Genomic DNA, 15,475 nt, shown 5'->3' with positions numbered 1-15,475 from the left:
TCTCTATGATGAAATAAATTCGCGCGATACAGGACGGGGTTATGAAAGTTGCACTCGGGCAGTTTGCCGTCAGCCGTGACTGGCAGGAAAATGCCGCAGTTTGTCAGACACTGATGCAGCAGGCCTCGGCCGCCGGGGCTGATTTGCTGGTGATGCCGGAAGCGATACTTGCCAGAGATAACAGCCAGCCGGGTTATGTTATCGATGCGGCCCAGCCTGAAGATGGCCCGTTTCTGCAAAACCTGCTGGCCGCCAGCCAGGAGACTCAACTCACCACCATTTTTACCCAGCACGTACCTGCCGCCGACAACCGGGCGGTGAATACCCTGTTTGCCTTGCGTCACGGGGAAATCGTCGCGCGCTACCAGAAACTGCATTTATACGATGCCTTCGCGGTTCAGGAGTCGGCGAGGGTGGATGCCGGTCAGCAGGTGCCACCACTGCTGGAAGTCGCAGGTTTACAGGTCGGGCTGATGATCTGTTATGACGTGCGTTTCCCGGAACTGGCACGCCGCCTGGCCCTCGACGGGGCCGATGTGCTGGTGTTGCCGTCGGCCTGGCTGCGTGGCCCACTGAAAGAACGACACTGGGAACTGCTGACCACCACCCGCGCACTGGAAAATACCTGTTATATGGTCGCGGTGGGTGAATGCGGGCCGAAAAATATCGGTAACAGTCTGGTGGCCGATCCGCTGGGGGTCATCGTCGCCAGTGCCGGAGAAGCCCCGGCATTAGTCTTTGCCGATATCGATCCGCAGCGACTTAGCCATGCCAGAAACATTGTCCCGGTGCTGGAAAACCGCCGTTTTGCTACCCCGCAGCTCAAAACTGACTGACCGCCCGGGCGAGGCCTCCCTGCTTCTCCTCCCCTGTGCTCCGGCCCCCGCCGGAGCCAAAATCCATTAATCCTGGCTAATACAAAATCATCCCCCCGCAAAACGCCAGCCAATGGGTAAGACAAGCCTTTCCCACCAGGCTGTTGCGATTTTTAGATTAACCAGATGAAATAAAAAGAAAAGCGGTGATCAAAAAACAGACAAAAAATGCTTTCCTTTGGCCGGGTCTTTCTGCACAGTCTAAAGGTTGATTCGCATCAAGCTTATATCAATCAGCAGATCTAATATGTTACTCACATCTTAATTCGTAATGAGAGGACGATATGGCTCGTGGACTGAAAGGTAAAACAGCGTTAGTCACAGGTGCAGCTCAGGGGATAGGTCGTGGCATTGCCCTGCGTCTGGCAGAAGAAGGGGTTAATCTGGCTCTGGTCGATCTGAATGCCGATAAACTGGCCGCAGTTCAGCAGGAAGTGGCGGCAAAAGGGGTAAAAACCACGGTATTCAGCGCCGATATCAGCCAGCGCGATCAGGTGTATGCCGCGATCGACCACGCGGAACAGGCACTCGGTGGCTTTGATGTCATGATCAACAATGCCGGGATTGCGCAGGTCAAAGCGATTGCCGAAGTGCAGCCGGAAGATCTTGAGCGGATTTTGCGGATTAATATTGGAGGGGTTACCTGGGGTATTCAGGCCGCCGCCGCCAAATTTAAGCAGCGTAAGCAGAAAGGCAAAATTATCAACGCCTCGTCGATTGCCGGACATGATGGTTTTGCGCTGTTGGGGGTCTATTCGGCGACGAAATTTGCAGTACGCGCCCTGACCCAGGCCGCGGCCAAAGAGTATGCCAGCGACGGAATCACGGTGAACGCCTACTGCCCGGGGATTGTCGGTACTGATATGTGGGTGGAAATTGATCAGCGCTTCTCTGAAATTACCGGCGCCCCGGTGGGTGAGACCTATAAAAAATATGTCGATGGTATCGCGCTGGGGCGTGCGCAGACTCCGGAAGACGTGGCCGCACTGGTCTCCTTCCTTGCCAGCGATGACTCCGATTATATTACCGGCCAGGCAATTCTGACGGATGGTGGAATAGTTTACCGCTAGTTATTCTCCCCACAGCCCGGCCCCGGCCGGGCATTTTCTCTCCCGCAACCTGTTACCGCAGCCTGAAGACTCGTATTATTTCCCCCTTTCCCGCCACCATACTCCCTTGGTTATTCAGAATATGTCATGATGGTCTTCATCGTGTTCAGAGGTTACAGCGCTATGCATTCAGCGACAGATTATGGCTATGGCATCCTGATTCTTGCCGCAGGCAAAGGACGGCGCTTTCATCAGGCTGGCGGTCAGGGAGATAAACTGCTGGCCAAATATCCGGATGCCGGGCAGCAACCCACACCGTTGCTGGCCCTGACGCTGCGACAGGCCATATTATCCGGATTTCCGGTCAGAATAATCACCCGGCCGCAACAGACCGCGGTTCAGCAACTGGCGGCACGGTTTAACCTGCCGGTGTCACTGGCCGACAGCCGGGGGAGCGGAGAGACCATCGCCTGCGGAGTCAGTGATACTCCCCACTGGAAAAGCTGGCTGATCGTTCCGGGTGATATGGGATGGGTTACTGCTGCCGATTACCATCAGGTTGCCGACGCGCTATCCGCCGGAGCAGCTCAGGCACGGCCTTACTGGCAACAGCAACCAGGGCATCCGGTGGGGTTCTCTGCCGGATATCGCCAGAGGCTGTCCACTCTGCAGGGCGATCAGGGGGCGAGGCAACTGCTGGACCCCTCACAACTGGTCAAACTGACAGGGCACCCCGGGGTAGTTAAAGATGCAGATCTGCCTCAGAACATGAAATATTCTTCACTCTGACGATATCCGCCATAATGGCCAGGGCGATCTCTGCCGGGGTCTTGCTACCAATGGGTAAACCTATGGGAGCATGAATTCTCGACAACTGCTCACTGTCCAGCCCGCCAATCCGTTGCAGCCGTTCTCTCCTGGACTTGCTATTTTTCTCAGACCCCATCACGCCCAGATAAAAAGCCGGGGTATTCACCGCCTCCATCATGGTCAGATCATCCATCCGGGCATCATGGGTGAGCGCAACAATGGCGGTATGTGGATGGCAGTTTTCCTTTTCCAGGACTTTTGCCGGAAACTCCCGACGCAGGATCACCTCAGAAAACCCATCAAAGTCAATCGTGGAGAGTATCTCTTCACGCGGTTCGCACAACACCACCTCAAAGCCCAGCGACAAAGCAAATGTCATACAGTAATGAGCCACCGGAGAGTATCCAGCCACCAGCAAGCGCGGTGCCGCCGACAGCAGGATCTCTATGTCGGGTAATGCCACCGTGACCCGGGTTCTGCCCGCAAATGTGGTCGGTTGCAGGCCGCTACAGGCTTCCGGCAACCGGACAATTTTGCAAACAGGCCGGTGGCCGGTAAGCGCCTGCAACATTTGGTCAAAATAGCCGACACTCATCGGCCCGGGGGGCAGATATTCAATCAGAATATCCAGCGTGCCCCCACAGGGTAAACGTATCCCGGTTTCAGGATCGCCGGCACCATAACGCACTATTTGGCTGGGCTGGCGCCATTGCCCCCCGGAAAGTGACGACAAAAAATGATCTTCGACACATCCGCCGGACAAAGATCCTACAAAATGTCCGTTTTCAGTGCAGGCTAGCATGGCCCCCGGGGCCCTGGGAGCCGATCCCCAGGTAGATAACACAGTCGCCAGCCACACTGGTTGCTGTGCTGACCACACGCGGGCCTGATGTAACACCCTGAAGTCCAGAGAACGCCCGGTGTGTTCATGGTGCAGACTTTCAGGAAGCATGTTTATCCAACGCAGCTTTAATATCTCCGGTACGCATCGGTAATGAACGCATCCGTACCCCGGTCACCGCAAATATCGCGTTGGCAATCGCCGGAGCCACCGGAGTCACCGCGGGCTCACCCAGACCGGAAGGTGCTGCAGTGCTCTTAATAAACACCACTTCCACCTCTGGAGTCTGGCGTAACCGCAACGGGGTGTAGGTATCAAAATTGCTGTCTTTAAAACGGCCGTTAACCAGTTCAGACCCTTCATACAGCGCCATCGACAGCCCCCACAATGCCGCGCCCTGGCATTGCGCTTCGGCACCATTCGGGTCAACGATGATTCCGGCATCCACTACGATAGTCATTTTCTGTACATCAACCAGCCCGGTCGCACTATCTACATGAACCCGGACGGCACAGGCAACCCAGGTTGGCATATCCCGCTCCTGGCCAAAGGTCGAGGCAATACCCAGTCCCGTATTTTCGGGCTGTGTTGTTCCCCAGCCAATGAGCTCTGCCGCCTTTTTCAACACCGCGGCCTGGCGTTTAGCTCCACCTGCGGCAATCGGTCCACTACCGGCGTTACGGCCCTTACCATCGAGCAGGGAGAGACGGAAGGCCAGCGGGTCCTGCCCGGCATGATGCGCGGCTTCATCCATAAAGCTTTCTACCGCCCACCCCACCCAGCCCGGGCTTACCGAACGCAACCATCCCGGACGGAACGAGTTGTTGGCCAGATCATTGGAAATAGCCCGCACCTTTTGAGCACCCACGCTATACCAGTGATCGGCACCAGCAATCGCAAACGGGTCAAAGGGTTTACCGTTAATGCCATTAGGCATAAAGGAAGGAACCATCACCTGAGTCGGCCAGCCTGCGGTGGCGTCATGTTCCATCGCTATCACTTTTTTATCTGCATCGAACGCCATACGGAGTTTCTGAACAGAGGATGAGCGCGGACTGTCAAACTGCATATCCTCAGCACGCATCAGCACCAGTTTCACAGGCTTGCCACCCAGAGCTTTTGATGCCAGCGCCGCCGGGACCATATAATCGCCATTAAGACGGCGACCAAAACCACCGCCCGACAGATAGGCGCGGATCACTACCTGCTCTTCCGGAATCTGCAACGCTTTGGCCAATGTCGGAGTGATTAAACTCTGCCACTGTGACCCACAGTGGATTTCCCAGATACCCTTTGGATTACGGAATACCAGAGCATTCAGCGGTTCCATTTGACCATGCAGCACGGTATGAGTGAGATACTCATACTCGACTACCGATGCCGCACGGGAAAATACCGGCTCAGTGTGGGTGTCGCCGGTATCGAGTATTGCCCCCTGGCTCGGATCGTTAATCAGGGTACGCCCATGAGCAATAATATCAGCTTCAGATACTGTCGACGCGGCTCCGGCCTTCCAGGTCACATTCAGTTTTTTCGCCGCACGAGTGGCCGCCATCATACTGTCTGCGGTGACCACTACCCAGCCAGGTACTGTGTCACTCGGGTCTTCCAGCACCAGATATTGCTGATAGCCCCTCACTTTTTTTGCTTCGCTATCATCCACTGCACTTACCGAAGAGCCCTGGCGTGTGGGCGGCAATACCACGGTGGCATACACCATCCCGTCAACCCTGGCGTCAATACCAAATATCGCCTGACCGGTGGTTTTATTATGAATATCTAACGCCATCACTTCCCGGCCGACCAGACTTAACTGGTCGTCAGGTTTTAATGGCAACGCCTTCATCTGTTGTTCGGTGAAATGACGGGAGATCCCTTTACTGACAAGTTCGCCGTAGCTGATTCGTTTACTGCCGCAGATAACATATCCGTCGCGGGTGACACAATTGGTAGCCGGTTCACCCAGTAGGCTGGCAGCTGCTTCGGTCAATGCCACACGGCCGGCGGCTCCCGCCTGGCGGTAGACAGGCCAGCTTTGGGAGACAGACCAACTGCCCCCGGTGACCATCAGTCCCCAGCGCTTATCACTATCAACGTGAATAATTTCAACATTATCCCAGGAAACATCCAGTTCATCTGCCAGAATACGGGCAATGGCAGTACCGACATGCTGCCCTATTTCAGCCCGGATAATATTGACCTTCACTTTTCCGGAAGCATCAATCGAATACCACAGGTTAGGCTCATAGAGAGAGCCGACATCAGGCAGCGGCACCCCGTTGGCACTTGCCGGGTCCATCGCCGACCAGGACTTCCGGGGAAAACCAAAACTGACCCCAACCGCGGTCATTGCCACCAGAAAACCACGGCGTGTCAGAGTATGACTCTGACCTTTCTCAGGCAACCGTGCCATTATTTCCCCTCCTGCATTGCAGCAGCAGCTTCACGAACAGCCTGACGAATACGCACATAAGTCATGCACCGGCAGATATTGCCGCTCATCACCGCATCAATATCAGCATCAGTTGGACTTGGGAAATCCTTTAAGAGTGAAGCAGCCTGCATAATCTGACCGGACTGGCAATATCCACACTGTGGAACCTGAAACTTCTGCCAGCTTATCTGCACCGGATGATCACCTGTGGCAGAAAGCCCTTCGATAGTGGTGACTTCAGCACCCGCCACCGAAGAAAGCGGAGTGACACAGGAGCGTAAAGCTCTGCCCCCCACATGTACAGTACAAGCGCCGCATTCGCCAATACCACAACCAAATTTGGTCCCGGTCATTCCGGCGATATCACGAATCACCCACAATAATGGAGTGTCTTCCTCAACATCCACACGGATGTTTTTGCCATTTAATGTAAATTCAGTCATTTAACATCGCTCCGCAAATCAACGCTCATAGCGTGGTTGCTTTCTTATTTCAGCAACTCGTTGTTGTAGATTAGGCCAGGGTTTTTCACCCGCAGACTGGCGCAACCATCCTGCAATAGCGGCAATCTGATCATCAGTCAGTGCATCGCGGAATGACGGCATCACAATACCTATCGTCCCCTGATCACTGCGAATTCCGTCCATGATGATATTGATCAGATTCACCGGATCGTCGATGTGGGTCGAACTTGCCAGCCCCAGTAACGGACGGCCTGGTTTGACCGTGTCACCGTTATAATGGCAGGCGGCACATGCGGTCGCATACAAACGAGCCCCGTCGTTAGTGCGCAGATCAGGAATCTCATGTTCACGTTTCAACGCATCAGACAGCGCAGGAGTAGCCGCAGGATCTGCTGTCACATTACCTGCCTGATCGGCAAGAAATACGCTGATAGCCCGGATATCGGAATCTGGCAGCGCAGATAAGCCACCATGAATGACCGGACTCATCGGACCAGCAGCCGTTCCATGGTATGGGGAATTCCCGGTTGTCAGGTATTGGTAAAAATCCGCCTGACGCCAGCGTATCGGCGAGACACTAGTCGAGGTAAGTGAAGGAGCAAACCATCCGTCAACTGCGGCCCCTTCATATGCATTAGAATATTTCTCACCCCCCAGAGCATTACGCGGTGTATGGCAAGCCCCGCAATGCGAGACACCTTCCACAAGGTAAGCACCGCGATTCCACTCAGCGGACTTATCAGCACGGGGGTCAAACGGTTGGGTATCGGCAAACAACAGTTTCCAGCCAGCCTGTAACCAGCGAATATTTAGCGGGAAGGGAATACCGTTCTCCAGTTTTTGCTGATGAACCGGAGGAACAGAGGTCATGATATAAGCATAAATTGCCTCAATATCATGGTCCGTGAGTTTATTAAAATGCTCATACGGGAAGGCAGGCAACAGATGATTTCCCTCTCTGTCTACCCCGGTACGCATGGCACGAATAAAAGCAGCTTCTGACCAACGTCCTATCCCGGTATCAGGGTCCGGGGTAATGTTGCTGCTATATATGGTGCCGAAATTGGTATTCATCTTATAGTTGCCTGCATAGGGTTGTCCCCCGGAGGCGGTATGACAGGTACTGCAATATCCGGCTGCCGCCAGAATTCTTCCCTGATCAACTAATTCGGGCGGAAACTGCCCTTTCGACGGCGGAGAGACTTCGGCTATTTCAGGATGCCAGGCATATATTCCGAACGCCACCACGCCCGCCAGAACCACAGCTCCGGCGCCATAAATAATACCCTTTCGCATCGACATTGCCTCATTGTCCGATAACCGACACATTACTTTTAAAAATGGGATGTAGAAATATAAATGGTATTTTTGTCTACCGTCACGAAGCGGGTCGGCCCGGAAAGTAATTTCACTAAAACACCATATAGGACACTGTTTTTTTTTAATTAATTTATAGAGAAGACGAACTAGTTAATGCCGTTACTATCAACATAGTCAGTGAATAAATTATGATTACTAATAAATGTTAAAGCAATATGTTAAAATAACACATCTGATTAACAAAATGTAAGTTAACAGAGTTTAAAACTAACATTTAGTACAATAAATAACCAACCAAGTATTTGTTATCATAATTTATAAAAAATAGAGCATATAATTCTATTACCTGCCCAAAATATCTTCTCTTCTGCAATCTTTCCAGGGAGTCAGGAGACAGGTGAACATTCCTTACGCACCATCACTCACAAGGTGATCAGACTTTTTTTACTTTTCATAACAAAAGGGTATTAGCACGGACACAGTGCAGGCTTTACAAGCTGAGCTGCAGTTTTTATAGTCAAAAAGTATTAAAAATCATAAATAACTATAATTTATTATAATCTCTATGACAGGACAGCCACGTTTGAAAACCGCGATAGCCATTCATGGCGGCGCAGGGACCATTACCCGCAGCGCACTCAGCCCGGAAAAAGAACAACACTATCGTCAGGCCCTGCTGGATATCGTCAGTGCCGGACAACAGATTTTAACTGCCGGAGGCAGTGCTCTGGATGCCGTAACCGAAGCTGTGCGGCTGCTGGAAGAGTGCCCATTGTTCAATGCCGGGAAAGGGTCGGTGTTTACCCATGAAGCCACCCATGAACTGGATGCCTGTGTGATGGATGGCCGTAGCCGCCAGGCCGGAGCGGTCGCCGCTGTCAGCCGGGTGCGTAATCCGGTACTGGCAGCCCGTGCGGTACTGGAAAACAGCCCGCATGTGATTCTGGCCGGTCAGGGGGCCGATCAGTTCGCCGCCGAACAAGGTCTGGAACAGGTCAGCCCCGATTTTTTTTCTACTCCCGAACGTTTTGCCCAACTGCAACAGGCGTTGCAGAGCGACAGTATTTTGCGGGATCACGACGGCGCTTCCGCCGTAGCCTCTGGCGATCCTATTGATCCTAAAAGTAAATTTGGTACGGTCGGCGCTGTAGCACTGGACGCTGACGGCAATCTGGCGTCTGCCACGTCGACCGGTGGACTGACTAATAAACGGGTGGGTCGTGTCGGTGATACCCCCCTACCCGGCGCGGGCTGCTATGCTGATAAGCAGGTCGCAGTTTCCTGCACCGGTACCGGCGAGGTATTTATTCTGGCACAGGCCGGATATGACATCTCGGCACAAATCAATTATGCCGGCCGTTCGCTGGACAGTGCCTGCGAGCATCTGATGCAAACCATCGCGGAACTGAACGGCGAAGGAGGCCTGATTGCTATCGATGCCGCCGGCCATATTGCCCTGCCGTTTAACAGCGAAGGGATGTACCGCGCCTCGGCACAGGGTGATGAACCACCGCAGGTCGCTATTTACCGTAATCCGCCCGCACTCTGAGGAGCTGCCATGACTGATATCCATACGACAATGCTCCACGATCCTGACCGGGTGTTGCTGGCAGAAAACCTGGCGGTCTCTTTTCGCCGCGACAACCAGCGATTTCAGGCCGTGGAACAGTTGTCACTGTCTGTCAGCCATGGTGAAACTCTGGCACTGGTGGGCGAGTCCGGATCCGGAAAGTCGGTGACTTCGCTGGCGTTGATGGGATTGATTCAGCAGGCCGGGGGCGAGGTCAGCGGTGATCGCTGGTTGCGACGTCGTGACGGATCATTGTTTGATCTGGGAGCCGCCGATCTACAGCAGTTAAGAACGATCCGTGGCGCAGATATCGCCATGATCTTTCAGGAGCCGATGACCTCCCTGAACCCGGTGTTTCCGGTCGGCGAGCAGATTGCCGAATCACTGCGTCTGCATCAGGGAAAAAGCGCCAGTCAGGCATGGAAAGAGGCCCGCGAGCTTCTGGACCGGGTAAGGATTCCGGCAGCGGCCGATACCATGACCCGCTATCCCCACCAGTTATCCGGTGGCATGCGCCAGCGGGTGATGATTGCCATGGCACTGAGTTGCCGCCCCGCGCTGCTGATTGCTGATGAACCGACGACGGCACTGGATGTCACGGTGCAGGCGCAAATCCTGAACCTGATCCGGGAACTGCAAAAAGAGATGCATATGGGGGTGATTTTTATCACCCACGATATGGGCGTGGTGGCGGAAATGGCTGATCGTGTTACCGTTATGCATCAGGGCAAACAGGTGGAAACCGCCCCGCTACGCCAACTATTCCAGGCCCCACAGCAGGAATATACCCGTGCGCTACTGGCGGCAGTACCCACCCTTGGGGCCATGCACGGCCAGCCTCTGCCAGCCAAATTTCCCCTGCCGGGTGAGGTAGTGAAAGCCGCCAGTCAGCCGGATACCGTAAAACGTGATGCTCCCCCGGTATTGCAGGTACGCGATCTGGTCACCCGCTTTGATATCCGGGGCGGCTGGCTGAACCGCGTAGAGCGTCAGGTGCATGCGGTGGAACATGTCAGTTTTGATCTCTATGCCGGAGAAACCCTGGCCCTGGTGGGCGAATCCGGGTGCGGTAAATCCACCACCGGCCGTTCCCTGCTAAGACTGGTGGAAAGTCAGGGGGGATCGATTACCTTTAACGGACAACGGATCGATAGTTTGTCCGGATCGGCGCTGGCGCACCTGCGCCGTGATATTCAGTTTATTTTTCAGGACCCCTACGCCTCTCTGGATCCCCGCCAGACGGTCGGTTTTTCGATCATGGAACCGCTGCTGGTGCATAACGTGATGAACCGTGCCGATGCGGCCCGGCGTGCCGGGGAGCTACTGGAGAAAGTGGGTCTGCTGGCGGAGCATGCCAACCGTTATCCGCATGAGTTTTCAGGCGGGCAACGTCAGCGCATCTGTATTGCCCGGGCGCTGGCACTCAACCCGAAAGTCGTGATCGCCGATGAATCTGTCTCGGCGCTGGATGTATCGGTCCAGGCGAAGATCATTAACCTGATGATGGATCTGCAACAGGAGTTTGGGATCGCCTTCCTGTTTATTTCACATGATATGGCGGTGGTGGAACGCATCAGCCATCGGGTGGCGGTGATGTATCTGGGGCAGATTGTCGAAATCGGTCCGCGCCAGGACGTGTTTGAAAATCCGCGTCATCCTTATACGCGTAAACTGATGGCCGCGGTGCCGGTAGCCGATCCGGATGCTCCGCGCCACCTGTACAGCACCGGGGCCGAAGAAGTACCAAATGCCATTTACCGGAAAGGTGAATCACCGAAACGGGTGACCATGATTCCGGTCTCTGAACACCATTTTGTGGCCGAAAGCGGCTAGCATAGTGACTGAGTTTTCACTTTTACACACTGCCCTCTGCGCGGTACAGGCCGCCTGGCATAAGAATAACGACAGGAGAACAGGACCATGAACCAGAAAACAGCTCAATGGCTGATAGCCGCCGGCCTTGTCGGCAGCAGTGCCGTCTCTTTACCTGCTTTTGCCGCCAAAGACATTGTGGTTGCCGTATTATCTAACTTCACCACCATGGATCCGTACGATGCCAACGACACCCTGTCGCAGAGTGTCGCCAAGTCATTTTACCAGGGGCTGTTTGGCTTCGATAAAAATATGAAGCTGGAGAATGTGCTGGCAGAGAGCTACACCGTCAGTAAAGACGGCCTGACCTATACCTTTAAACTGCGCCCGAACGTGAAGTTTCAGGACGGCACCGACTTTAATGCCGAAGCGGTTAAAGTGAACCTCGACCGCGCGAGTAACCCGGATAGCCACCTGAAGCGTTATAACCTGTTTAAATATATCGCCCATACCGATGTGGTAGATCCACTGACGGTTAAAGTGGTACTGAAGCAGCCGTTCTCTGCCTTTATCAACAACCTGGCGCACCCGTCTGCGGTGATGATCTCTCCGGCAGCGCTGAAAAAATACGGTAAGGATATCGGATTCCATCCGGTCGGTACCGGACCCTATCAGTTTGTCAGCTGGAACCAGACTGACGACATGAAAGTAAAAAAATGGGACGGCTACTGGAAGAAAGGTTACCCGAAACTGGATGAGATTACCTGGCGTCCGGTGGTAGACAATAATACCCGCGCTGCGATGCTGCAAACCGGTGAGGCTACCGTCGCCTTCCCGATTCCGTATGAGCAGGCACCGCTGCTGAAAAAAGACAGCAAACTGGACGTGGTCACCTGGCCATCCATCATGCAGCGCTATATCAGCCTCAACGTGACACAGAAACCGTTCGATAATCCGAAGGTACGTGAAGCGCTGAACTACGCAATTAACCGTCAGGCCCTGGTGAAAGTGGCCTTCTCCGGTTATGCCACCCCGGCCACCGGTATCGTTCCGCCGGCGATTGCCTATGCTCAGACCTTCCCGGCACCGGCTTATGATCCGGCCAAAGCCCGTGAGTTACTGAAAGAAGCCGGTTACCCGAACGGTTTCCAGACCGTGCTCTGGTCATCACATAACTACACCACTGCCCAGAAAGTCCTGCAGTTTGTTCAGCAGCAGCTGGCTCAGGTGGGTGTGAAAGCTCAGGTCACGGCGATGGATGCCGGACAACGTGCGGCACAGGTCGAAGATAAAGGCCAGAAAGAGAGCGGCGTCAGAATGTTCTATACCGGCTGGTCTGCCTCTACCGGTGAAGCCGACTGGGCGCTGACCCCACTGTTCGCTACCTCCTCATGGCCACCGGCTATCTTTAATACCGCGTTCTACAGTAATCCGCAGGTAGATAAAGATCTGGCGGATGCGCTGAAAACCACCGACGACACGCAAAAAACCGCGCTCTACAAAGATGCTCAGGATCGTATCTGGAAAGATCAGCCATGGATCCCGCTGGTAGTGGAAAAACTGGTTTCGGCCAATAACAAAGATCTGACCGGCTTCTACATTATGCCGGATACCTCGTTTAACTTTGACGATGCGGATCTGAAGTAAACGACCCGGCTGGCGGTAACGCCAGCCTCAGCCATCAGGATCGTGAATGCTTAATTACTTTATTAAACGCCTGCTGGGGATGATCCCGACCCTGATTATTGTGGCAGTGCTGGTCTTTATGTTTGTCCACCTGCTGCCGGGCGATCCGGCCCGTTTGCAGGCCGGGGCCAATGCCGATGAGACGGTGGTCGTGATGGTCCGCCACCAGCTCGGGCTGGATCTGCCGTTACCGGAACAGTTCTGGCGCTATATTGTCCAGCTGCTGCACGGTGATTTCGGTCAGTCAATGGTCTCCAAACGCCCGGTCAGTCAGGAGATTGCCCAGCGTTTTATGCCGACCCTGCTGCTGACAATTACCAGCATGCTGTGGGCCTGCGTATTTGGCTTAGTGATTGGGGTAGTGTCCGCCGTCTGGCGTAACCGCTGGCCGGATAAACTGGGGATGCTGCTGGCGGTCTCGGGGATCTCTTTTCCGGCATTTGCCCTCGGCATGCTGCTGATGCAGATTTTTTCCGTACAACTCGGCTGGCTGCCGACGGTCGGAGCCGGTAGCTGGCAGCACTATATATTGCCATCGCTCACCCTCGGGGCCGCCGTCGCGGCAGTGATGGCAAGATTTACCCGATCCTCGTTTATCGAGGTGATGCGGGAAGACTATATGCGAACCGCACGTGCCAAAGGGGCCTCGGAGTTCAGTGTGATTTTCAAACACGGCCTGCGCAATGCCATGATCCCGGTCGTGACCATGATGGGCCTGCAGTTCGGTTTCCTGCTAGGCGGGTCGATTGTGGTGGAAGTGGTGTTTAACTGGCCGGGACTGGGGCGTTTACTCATCGACTCGGTCTCGATGCGTGACTACCCGGTGATCCAGGCCGAAGTGCTGCTATTTTCGTTTGAATTTATCCTGATAAATCTGCTGGTTGATCTGCTGTATGCAGCAATTAACCCGGCGATCCGCTACCGCTAAGGAAGAGTAATGAAGAACTGGCGACGTGAGGCGGCCCTGAAAGCGATGCCGCTGCTGAAAGAGCATCAGCCCCGGACCCCGTGGCTGGAGTTCCGGCAGCGTTTTCAGCAACAGCCGGTGGCGATGGGTGCAGCCATCTTTATTTTGCTGCTACTGATTGTGGCAATCATCGCCCCGTGGATCAGCCCCTATGATGCAGAAAACTATTTCGATTATGACCGGCTGGATCAGGGACCGACACTGGTGCACTGGTTCGGGGTGGATGCGCTGGGGCGCGACATCTTCAGCCGGGTATTAGTGGGTACCCGAATTTCACTGCTGGCCGGGGTATTTTCGGTGGCTATCGGTTCGGTGATTGGCACTCTGCTGGGGCTGATTGCCGGTTACTACGAAGGCTGGGCTGACCGCATTATTATGCGTATCTGTGATGTGCTGTTTGCCTTTCCCGGCATTCTGCTGGCGATTGCTATCGTTGCCATCATGGGCAGTGGAATGTCGAATGTGATCCTGGCGGTGGCGGTATTCAGTGTCCCTGCCTTCGCACGATTGGTGCGGGGGAATACCCTGGTCCTGAAGCGGCAGACTTTTATCGAGGCGGCCCGTAGCATCGGCGCATCTGACAGCCATATTCTGCTGCGACATATTCTGCCGGGCACCCTGTCGTCGATAGTTGTCTATTTCACCATGCGTATCGGGATTTCGATTATTTCGGCGGCCAGCCTGTCATTTATCGGCCTGGGCGCGCAGCCCCCGACCCCGGAATGGGGTGCCATGCTGAATGAAGCCAGAGCCGATATGGTGATGGCTCCCCATGTGGCGCTGTTCCCCTGTCTGGCCATTTTCCTGACGGTGCTGGCCTTTAACCTGCTGGGTGACGGCCTGCGGGATGCACTGGACCCTAAACTGCGCGGACAATAACCGGGCCTTCTCTGCCGGTCCCCCACCCTGTCTCGTGCAGGTGACCGGCCACTTACTGTGCACTGTCGGCGTACAACACAATATCGACCCGGATAGGATCGCTGACCAGCGCCGGGTACTGGCCCATCCCGAAGGACTGCCGTGAAATGGTGGTCTGCGCCGACAGACGGATACGCTGCGCTGAGATATCACTCTGCTGTGCATACAGCACCAGTGGCTTGCGCACATTTTTAATCTGCAGGCTGCCGAATACCCGGTAACGACCATTACCCAGCGCCACCATCCGGCTGCTGCTGAAGAAAGCGTCCGGATAAGCAGACTGATTAAAAAACGACGCGCTTTTCAGCGCACGGGTCAACAGCCCATTATGAGCATCAAGGCTGGCGATTGGCAGGCTGGCCTGCAGGTGAATCTGTGTATCCTGCTGCTTATCAAAACTAACATCGCCGTGAATCTCAGATAACCGCGCATGATATTCCCTGACCCCAATCATCTGCCAGTGCAATACCAGGTGACTGAGCTGCGGATTAATATGATACAACCCGGCAAACGCCGGCAGTGGCAGGCAACAGAGTATGACGGCCAGCCGTTTGATTCCCTGAAACATCGTAATCTCCCGTCAGGGATAAACATCTGTGGCTGATAATAAGCGCTCACCGGATGCTTTAACAGTCCTGTGTGCTAATCAGTGGCGCTAATACCCTGCAGAACCCACAGCCTGGTTTTCACTCTGGTGAGCAAAGCCCTGCGGGCCATTCTGACAATGCT

Annotated in this window: 13 protein-coding genes; 8 read left to right on the top strand and 5 right to left on the bottom strand. The window is 54.5% G+C overall.

Annotation, left to right across the window (positions count from 1 at the left end; translation table 11 throughout):
• Positions 1 to 41 precede the first annotated feature (41 nt).
• The 3 genes from HA49_RS11500 to HA49_RS11490 all read left to right on the top strand — a co-directional run bounded on the left by HA49_RS11500 (position 42) and on the right by HA49_RS11490 (position 2,713).
• Positions 42 to 836 carry a deaminated glutathione amidase gene (locus HA49_RS11500; RefSeq protein ID WP_038017480.1) on the top strand — a complete coding sequence of 265 codons (795 nt, stop codon included), beginning with the start codon at positions 42 to 44 and terminating at the stop codon, positions 834 to 836.
• Between the two features lie 323 nt (positions 837 to 1,159).
• Positions 1,160 to 1,945 (top strand): acetoin reductase, encoded by a 786-nt coding sequence (locus HA49_RS11495; protein WP_038017479.1) that lies wholly within the window; start codon positions 1,160 to 1,162, stop codon positions 1,943 to 1,945.
• A 126-nt stretch (positions 1,946 to 2,071) separates the two neighbouring features.
• Complete coding sequence (locus HA49_RS11490; protein WP_245610195.1) at positions 2,072 to 2,713, top strand: nucleotidyltransferase family protein; 642 nt, start codon at positions 2,072 to 2,074, stop codon at positions 2,711 to 2,713.
• Here HA49_RS11490 and HA49_RS11485 read toward each other — a convergent pair.
• From HA49_RS11485 to HA49_RS11470, 4 genes are read right to left on the bottom strand one after another with little or no spacing between them, the layout of a single operon-like run.
• Positions 2,667 to 3,686, bottom strand: a complete 1,020-nt coding sequence (locus HA49_RS11485; RefSeq protein ID WP_046791801.1) for an XdhC family protein — start codon at positions 3,684 to 3,686, stop codon at positions 2,667 to 2,669. The genes HA49_RS11490 and HA49_RS11485 overlap by 47 nt on opposite strands.
• Positions 3,676 to 5,988 carry a xanthine dehydrogenase family protein molybdopterin-binding subunit gene (locus HA49_RS11480; RefSeq protein ID WP_038017477.1) on the bottom strand — a complete coding sequence of 771 codons (2,313 nt, stop codon included), beginning with the start codon at positions 5,986 to 5,988 and terminating at the stop codon, positions 3,676 to 3,678. Before HA49_RS11480 ends, HA49_RS11485 begins: the two co-directional genes overlap by 11 nt.
• The gene (locus HA49_RS11475; RefSeq protein ID WP_038017475.1) at positions 5,988 to 6,452 is read right to left on the bottom strand and encodes a (2Fe-2S)-binding protein; all 465 of its coding nucleotides are present in this window, start codon (positions 6,450 to 6,452) and stop codon (positions 5,988 to 5,990) included. Before HA49_RS11475 ends, HA49_RS11480 begins: the two co-directional genes overlap by 1 nt.
• A gap of 18 nt (positions 6,453 to 6,470) precedes the next feature.
• Positions 6,471 to 7,769: a cytochrome c gene (locus HA49_RS11470; protein WP_038017473.1), complete on the bottom strand. Its 1,299-nt coding sequence runs from the start codon at positions 7,767 to 7,769 to the stop codon at positions 6,471 to 6,473.
• 607 nt (positions 7,770 to 8,376) lie between these two features.
• Between HA49_RS11470 and HA49_RS11465 the strand changes: the two genes are divergently transcribed.
• From HA49_RS11465 to gsiD, 5 genes are all read left to right on the top strand, one after another.
• On the top strand, positions 8,377 to 9,342 hold the full coding sequence (locus tag HA49_RS11465; protein ID WP_245610194.1) for an isoaspartyl peptidase/L-asparaginase family protein: 966 nt from the start codon (positions 8,377 to 8,379) through the stop codon (positions 9,340 to 9,342).
• A 9-nt stretch (positions 9,343 to 9,351) separates the two neighbouring features.
• Positions 9,352 to 11,196 carry a dipeptide ABC transporter ATP-binding protein gene (locus tag HA49_RS11460; RefSeq protein ID WP_038017469.1) on the top strand — a complete coding sequence of 615 codons (1,845 nt, stop codon included), beginning with the start codon at positions 9,352 to 9,354 and terminating at the stop codon, positions 11,194 to 11,196.
• Positions 11,197 to 11,283: 87 nt separating this feature from the next.
• Complete coding sequence (gene gsiB, locus HA49_RS11455; RefSeq protein ID WP_038017468.1) at positions 11,284 to 12,822, top strand: glutathione ABC transporter substrate-binding protein GsiB; 1,539 nt, start codon at positions 11,284 to 11,286, stop codon at positions 12,820 to 12,822.
• A 46-nt stretch (positions 12,823 to 12,868) separates the two neighbouring features.
• On the top strand, positions 12,869 to 13,789 hold the full coding sequence (gsiC, locus tag HA49_RS11450; RefSeq protein WP_038017466.1) for a glutathione ABC transporter permease GsiC: 921 nt from the start codon (positions 12,869 to 12,871) through the stop codon (positions 13,787 to 13,789).
• A gap of 9 nt (positions 13,790 to 13,798) precedes the next feature.
• The gene (gsiD, locus tag HA49_RS11445) at positions 13,799 to 14,707 is read left to right on the top strand and encodes a glutathione ABC transporter permease GsiD (protein ID WP_038017464.1); all 909 of its coding nucleotides are present in this window, start codon (positions 13,799 to 13,801) and stop codon (positions 14,705 to 14,707) included.
• A 52-nt stretch (positions 14,708 to 14,759) separates the two neighbouring features.
• Here the strand turns inward: gsiD and HA49_RS11440 are convergent, their stop codons facing one another.
• On the bottom strand, positions 14,760 to 15,314 hold the full coding sequence (locus tag HA49_RS11440; RefSeq protein WP_046791800.1) for a YceI family protein: 555 nt from the start codon (positions 15,312 to 15,314) through the stop codon (positions 14,760 to 14,762).
• Between the last annotated feature and the right edge of the window lie 161 nt (positions 15,315 to 15,475).

The organism is Tatumella morbirosei, assembly GCF_000757425.2.
Taxonomy (GTDB): Bacteria; Pseudomonadota; Gammaproteobacteria; order Enterobacterales; family Enterobacteriaceae; genus Tatumella; species Tatumella morbirosei.
This window is presented reverse-complemented; position numbering and strand designations above follow the sequence as displayed.

Excerpts from the sequence above, each read along its gene's own strand:
- HA49_RS11495 (WP_038017479.1), top strand. The coding sequence starts at position 1,160 with ATGGCTCGTGGACTGAAAGGTAAAACAGCGTTAGTCACAGGTGCAGCT.
- HA49_RS11500 (WP_038017480.1), top strand. The coding sequence starts at position 42 with ATGAAAGTTGCACTCGGGCAGTTTGCCGTCAGCCGTGACTGGCAGGAA.
- HA49_RS11460 (WP_038017469.1), top strand. The coding sequence starts at position 9,352 with ATGACTGATATCCATACGACAATGCTCCACGATCCTGACCGGGTGTTG.
- HA49_RS11470 (WP_038017473.1), bottom strand. The coding sequence starts at position 7,769 with ATGCGAAAGGGTATTATTTATGGCGCCGGAGCTGTGGTTCTGGCGGGC.
- HA49_RS11485 (WP_046791801.1), bottom strand. The coding sequence starts at position 3,686 with ATGCTTCCTGAAAGTCTGCACCATGAACACACCGGGCGTTCTCTGGAC.
- HA49_RS11475 (WP_038017475.1), bottom strand. The coding sequence starts at position 6,452 with ATGACTGAATTTACATTAAATGGCAAAAACATCCGTGTGGATGTTGAG.
- HA49_RS11440 (WP_046791800.1), bottom strand. The coding sequence starts at position 15,314 with ATGTTTCAGGGAATCAAACGGCTGGCCGTCATACTCTGTTGCCTGCCA.
- gsiD (WP_038017464.1), top strand. The coding sequence starts at position 13,799 with ATGAAGAACTGGCGACGTGAGGCGGCCCTGAAAGCGATGCCGCTGCTG.
- gsiC (WP_038017466.1), top strand. The coding sequence starts at position 12,869 with ATGCTTAATTACTTTATTAAACGCCTGCTGGGGATGATCCCGACCCTG.
- gsiB (WP_038017468.1), top strand. The coding sequence starts at position 11,284 with ATGAACCAGAAAACAGCTCAATGGCTGATAGCCGCCGGCCTTGTCGGC.
- HA49_RS11480 (WP_038017477.1), bottom strand. The coding sequence starts at position 5,988 with ATGGCACGGTTGCCTGAGAAAGGTCAGAGTCATACTCTGACACGCCGT.
- HA49_RS11490 (WP_245610195.1), top strand. The coding sequence starts at position 2,072 with ATGATGGTCTTCATCGTGTTCAGAGGTTACAGCGCTATGCATTCAGCG.